This window comes from Paraburkholderia sp. CNPSo 3274 (assembly GCF_024206475.1).
Lineage (GTDB): Bacteria > Pseudomonadota > Gammaproteobacteria > Burkholderiales > Burkholderiaceae > Paraburkholderia.
Map to the genome: position 1 here is coordinate 1 of NZ_JAMBPR010000166.1, position 5,112 is coordinate 5,112.

Sequence of the window (5,112 nt, forward strand, 5' to 3'; positions counted from 1 at the left end):
TTCTCCCAAAAGGAGCAACCTTAACCGCCGGCCGATTGAGCCATCCGCAGTACCGCCAACCAAAACCGCGCCTTTCGTTTCGGCTCACCGAACACGCATTTCGGCGGAGTGAACAGCCGTTTCGGCGGGCTGAACACCGATTTCGGGAAGATGAACACGCGTTTCGGAGCGCCGAACACCGATTCCGGAATACCCCGAAACCGTTCGACTTCAACCGAAATCCGTGTTCGACTTCGCCGAAATACGCACACTTGTGTCCCCGTCGGCCGGCGTACTGCCTCAGATGAGCTGCGGTTGTTGGATGCAAGGGTACGATGTGTGCCTTTTTGAATTTACTTTCACGAACAACGATATGTGGCAGATCTTCCCCAAGGTGCACGTCGATCGCCTTGAGGTGTAGAGCTTCGCCGATACGTAACCCGGAACTGGCAAGCAACCCCAAGATTGCGACGTAGGCAGCAGATCGCAGACCACCCCGCGGTCGCGCAGTCGTCGCCAGATTCAGGATCGATTGCAGTTGTGCAGCGCTCAGAACGTACGGCGGATTGCGACGTGGAGTTGCCAGCAGATGTTTGCCGGGTACCGAGGTCGCTGGATCGACAGCCTTTACGAAGCGCAGAAACCCGCGCAGGGCACTGAGGATGGCAGACTGGCTCGACGGTGCACGGCGAACCCGCATGATCCATTCGATGACATCAGTAGTCTTTATCGATTCACCGGCGCGATCGTGGATAATGTCCTTAACGAAACGTGCGAGCGTTCCGCTATAGGCTTGCCGGTAACCCAGCAACTTGCGGTCTTCGACGTAGCGGCTCAGCAGCTCCTGAAGTTCCTCACCGTTCATGATCTGTCTCCCGGCCACGGCATGGCGATGCGCGACAGCGATGACAGGTCCAGCTTCGCGTAAATGGCGGTGGACTGAAGGGATCGATGACCCAGCACATCGGCGATGTTTTTGAAACTCGATCCGCGTGTCAACATGGTTGTTGCCACGGCATGACGTATCAGGTGTGTTGAACCGCGTGCGGGAGCGATATCTGCTCGAATCAGGGCTCGCCGGACGATCTTGGAAATCGCGCTGGAGTCGGTGAATGGCTGCGACGGCGGAATCGCTTGCAGAAATATCGTCCTGTACGATGATGGAGGACGCTCCCGTTTGAGGTATGCCAGCAAGGCGCGCCCCACATCTCGGGATAATGGCAGGTCACGGTCACGACGGGTCTTGGTTTCACGGATATGAATGACGCCGCAGGCCCAGTCAACGTCATCCAGACTGAGGCGAGCGACTTCGGCAGCACGCATCCCGGTTCTTGCGAGCAGCAGCACTATTGCCGTATTCCGCAATGGTTGAAACGTCGCAGCATCGCCCACGCATTTGATCAGCCGATCGACATCGGCGCACGACAAACGCGGCGGAAGCGTCGCATGACGCCAACGCCGAATTCGTGGAAGCGTTTCCTCCAGACCGGGCTGCGTCAATCCCCTGACGGCGAGAAAGCGCAACATTGCGCGCAGCGCGACGATCGGTGAATTCGATGGCCGCCGCTTCCTGATCGAGAATTCGTGACGCAGGTATGTGCGGAGATGTTCGGTTGAAAGGTCTTGCCAATTCGGCGGACTGTCACCGCACCACTCATCCAGGAAGAGTTGAACGAACCGGCCATACTTCCTTCGGGTGCCCTGCGCCAGACCCCTGACGGCGCCGAGGTATGAATCAAACTCGCTCAGAAACTGGGCTGCGGTCGTGATTGATGGCAAGCGCGCTTCGGGGTATTCCTTCCCGCGCAACAGTTCCGGATGCGTCATGGTCTTCTCCTTGCCGGCCATCATGGCCGGTAGGAAAAGTTCAGGAAATTATGCGAACCTTTGCCATCCTGTCGATCTTGCACAGCGCCGCCTCAGTAATGCAGGGCGCTTTCGCCGTCACCGAGCTTCGCCTAATTCAGCGGTGGGGGTAATCGTTAATATCTGAAGCTTCAGATATTCGCGAATCCCGGCCGACCCTGCTCTAAGCAGCACGAAACAAATGGGCGCGCGTGCAGTGCACCGGTCGTCGTTACATGATGCTCACCCGTAACAGCGGTGGTGGCACGGTGCGTTTCTCGCTCACGCTCACGCTCAACTGGTCGCAAACGAGCGTCCGGTCGACGGCTAGGCGCCGCTGCAGAACGGCCAATGGATACATGTGGCCGTGACGCTCTCGGGCACCACTTTCACCCTGTATTACGCAATGCGGCCAACTTCGCTACCGCTCTTCAAGCGATAAATCGTTATCCCTGCAAGGCGCGCTAGCCGAATTAGTGGGCACTTTAGCGCTTCTGTGAACACCGTTAGCAGAAAATGTGAGCCGCAACACCCGGCTTCTTCTCCGCAGACTGTGTCAAAGTGATGCCCATCAGATTGGAAATGATGGGCATCACTTCGATGTCGCCCTCAGCCGCCGTCTATAACGGCCGGCACGAGTCGCTTACCCTGCTCCTGCGCCACCGCACGGATCGCTTGACGTCAATCAAATTTTCGCCGTTGGGAAGAACGACGGTCATCCCGGCTGACCGGTTCCGAGAATTCTGCATTACCAGCGGATATAAATATACAGGCGAGGACGGGAGGCGCCGATATCACTCCGCGGTGATGGAGAAGTTTTTGGACGCGAAAGGCAGACCGCCAGGCGACGACGTTATCTCGAAGCCGTACTGAACATCGCCGAGCACGACATCATCGAAATAATTCCGCGACTTGAGGTAATTCATGAATGCCAGCACGTCGAGCGTGGTGTGGTCGGTCTTTTTTGTGCGAAGAAACGAATAGACCGTGTTACTGCTATTGCTGCCCACGTAGACATTCCAGTAAGCGCCCGACAGCTGGACATCTTTCTGAATTGGGATCGCGCAGCCGGAAAACGTCCAGTTCGCGGAAATCGGTTTTACGTTGCCGCAGCCATCAGGGGATCCGGTATAGTTGAGCCAGATCATGATTTCATGCGCGTTGTTTCCGGCCCAGATATCGAAGGTCGATTCCCAAGCGCCGCTAGAAGGGGTGATCGCTGAGACGACAGCAGTCAGCGACTTAAGCGAACTGAGGGACTTGTTGACCGCATATCCGATGTGTGGATAGGACTTGATGTGGCCGGTGTCGGGTTGATTTGAAGAGACGCCCCAGTCAAGGTTGCTGTTGGCCCAGATCGTCTGCTTGCCTGCAGCGACACCTTGGCAGGGCGACCAGACGTCATTGTTGAACGTGTAGCTTCCGTAGGAGCTGGAAGCAAAAAGGAGATCGGACGGATAGCAGGACGAGGCTTCGGGCGAAGTTGCAGACCAGGCCTCGGCCTGTGCTTCTGCACTGCAAACCATCAAAGCTGTGGCGGCACAGCCGGCGAGGAATGGCATTCGCTGCATAAGGTTGCTGTCTCCTATAGGGTCGATGATGTCAGTCGAGATTGGTCTCCCTTGGCTTTTAGCGGCGATATGAGCCGTAACATTGCCGAACTGTCATTCATTCCCTTTGCCACTTTTGATTGCCGGTCGGAACCAGCGGCGTTGGTCAAACGGGAACAGAACGTAGTCGCGAACCGTATGCGGTTCCGGTTGGTTGCGAAGACCCACTTCCGGCCATTCCTCTTTTTCCGGCCAGTATGCAGTGCGAAAAACTGTGTCCCAGATGGTGGTGAAGAATCCATAGTTTTGGTGCCGGTGATGCGATTCCATTGAGTGGTGAATGCGGTGAAACTGGTTATCGCCGATGATGTATCGGAGCGGCCCGAGATTCACACGCGTGCTGGAGTGAGAAAGATGCGCCTGAAAGCTAATTAGCGTCATGGCAACCGCGGGCACGACACCGGACTTGAAGTGGATTAGCGCGAGTGGCAGTGCTACAAACATCGCGTAAACAATCGGTTCGGAAATGTGATGATTACAGTTCCATGCAGTCAACTCGCGGATCGAGTGATGAGTCGCATGCAAGCGCCACAGGAACGGAATTGCGTGCTGCGCGCGGTGCATCCAGTAGTAAAAGAAGTCGCCGGCAATTGCAACCAGAACGCCAGAAAAAACCGCCATAAACACCCCGGCGATCGTGTTGCCGGAATGGAGCAACGCCCCAAAATCCACTGTCAGGAGTGGTTTCACCCCTAGCCATTGCAGCCCCATAGCGTAAAGGTGCCAGATTAATGCACCACAACCGATGCGGATTATCCAGTTCCGCACGCCCCGAATGTATGACGAAAAACTGTAGCGGTAGGCCGGGAAGATCAGCTCGAGTACGACGCAGACGTTAGCGAAGACCATCACGAGCTCAAATGAGTTCACGAAGAACAGGGCCATCTGATCAATATCGACAACGTGCATTCATTTGCTCCGGCGAATCGGCGCTCTATGCGCGAGCCTAGGTAAAAGTGGTACTGGCCAGCCAGCGGCCTGACAGCTGTCGGTTCACAGGTCCGAAACTATTTGGCCCAGCGTATCCTATAAATGCCGGCTCGGCATGCAATTGGAAGTGCGGGCGGTAGTGCACGGGTTGCACCTAGCAGGTCAAGCAACATCAGGACCGTAGTACTTCAAACCATAACAGTGACGACTACACAGCAGGTTCTAGTATGCATCGCTTCGCGCCATTGTGAAAATTGATTGTTTGGATCGGAAGCATCCGCGTTCTAAATGCCGTTTGCACCTCAGTACGTAAGTACTGGCGGCATTCAGCCACAACGGATTTGTTGCAAGAGTTGATTGCCACACTGTTCACCGACCCTGCTCTTCTACGACACGACGGCAATCTGATCGCGGTCGACCGTCATTCCTATACCGCCACAGTGGGGTTGGCGTGGCACGAAACCCACAGCGGCGAGTTCGTCTCTCGGGGACATCTGGCCACTGGGACAAGCGAGAAACGACAGCTGGCATTTAACGATTTGATTTTCCTGGCTGCCGCACCGATATAGTCCTACATCATAAATTGAGCGGATGGCGAGGTACGAAAGAACCGACGATCGCTTGTAAGGCGTCCTCTATGGGACCAGTTAAGTGGTGTACTCGAGGCGGCGTTGTTGCATAAATCGAGCATAGGGACGAAGTGGCCTCCATGTTTTCAACCTCAGGCGATACGAACGGACTGCGGGCG

General features: G+C 55.8%; 4 protein-coding genes. All 4 read right to left on the reverse strand.

Translation table 11 applies throughout. The features are described from left to right. Nucleotides 1-844 (reverse strand): tyrosine-type recombinase/integrase (locus M3I54_RS43425; RefSeq protein ID WP_254346542.1); only part of this gene is annotated, 844 nt, incomplete at its 3' end. Beyond that, nucleotides 841-1,806, reverse strand: coding sequence for a tyrosine-type recombinase/integrase (locus M3I54_RS43430; RefSeq protein WP_254346544.1), 966 nt, complete (start codon nucleotides 1,804-1,806; stop codon nucleotides 841-843). The genes M3I54_RS43430 and M3I54_RS43425, both read right to left, overlap by 4 nt. Nucleotides 1,807-2,618: 812 nt before the next feature. Then, nucleotides 2,619-3,395 (reverse strand): glycosyl hydrolase, encoded by a 777-nt coding sequence (locus M3I54_RS43435; protein ID WP_133191097.1) that lies wholly within the window; start codon nucleotides 3,393-3,395, stop codon nucleotides 2,619-2,621. 93 nt (nucleotides 3,396-3,488) lie between these two features. After that, on the reverse strand, nucleotides 3,489-4,343 hold the full coding sequence (locus tag M3I54_RS43440; protein ID WP_133191099.1) for a sterol desaturase family protein: 855 nt from the start codon (nucleotides 4,341-4,343) through the stop codon (nucleotides 3,489-3,491). Nucleotides 4,344-5,112 lie beyond the last annotated feature (769 nt).